This window comes from Nocardiopsis salina YIM 90010 (genome assembly GCF_000341025.1).
In the GTDB taxonomy this organism is placed as follows: Bacteria; Actinomycetota; Actinomycetes; order Streptosporangiales; family Streptosporangiaceae; genus Nocardiopsis; species Nocardiopsis salina.
This window is the reverse complement of the sequence record NZ_ANBF01000209.1, coordinates 1-367: the sequence shown is the minus strand read 5'-3', so window position 1 is coordinate 367 and position 367 is coordinate 1. Positions and strand designations below refer to the sequence as shown.

At 74.7% G+C, this 367-nt stretch carries 1 protein-coding gene; it reads right to left on the bottom strand.

Features of this window, described 5'->3' with window-relative positions:
* Window positions 1-367, bottom strand: a 367-nt coding sequence (locus D474_RS0123740; RefSeq protein ID WP_017615977.1) for an iron chelate uptake ABC transporter family permease subunit, incomplete at both ends; no start/stop codon positions are given.

Sequence of the window (367 nt, the reverse complement as noted above, 5' to 3'; positions counted from 1 at the left end):
GGAGCCAGATGAGGTAGGTGCCGCCGATGACGGCGGTGACCACACCCACGGGGAGCTGTGTGGGCGCCAGGGCGCGCAGGGCCACCAGGTCTGCTACCACGAGCAGTGTCGCACCCATGGCGGCCGCGCCCGCCAGGGTGGTCCCGCCCGACCGGGTCAGGCGACGGGCCAGCTGGGGCGCGGCCAGGGCGACGAACCCGATCGGGCCGGCCACGGCGATGGCGGCCCCGGTCAGGGCGCTGGCCGCGGCGAAGGCGACGATCTGTGTGCTGCGGGTGTTCACGCCGAGGCCCCGGGCGGTCTCGTCGCCCAGTTCCATGAAACGCAGGCGCCGACCGTAGGCGAAGAGCACCCCGCCCAGCAGGAC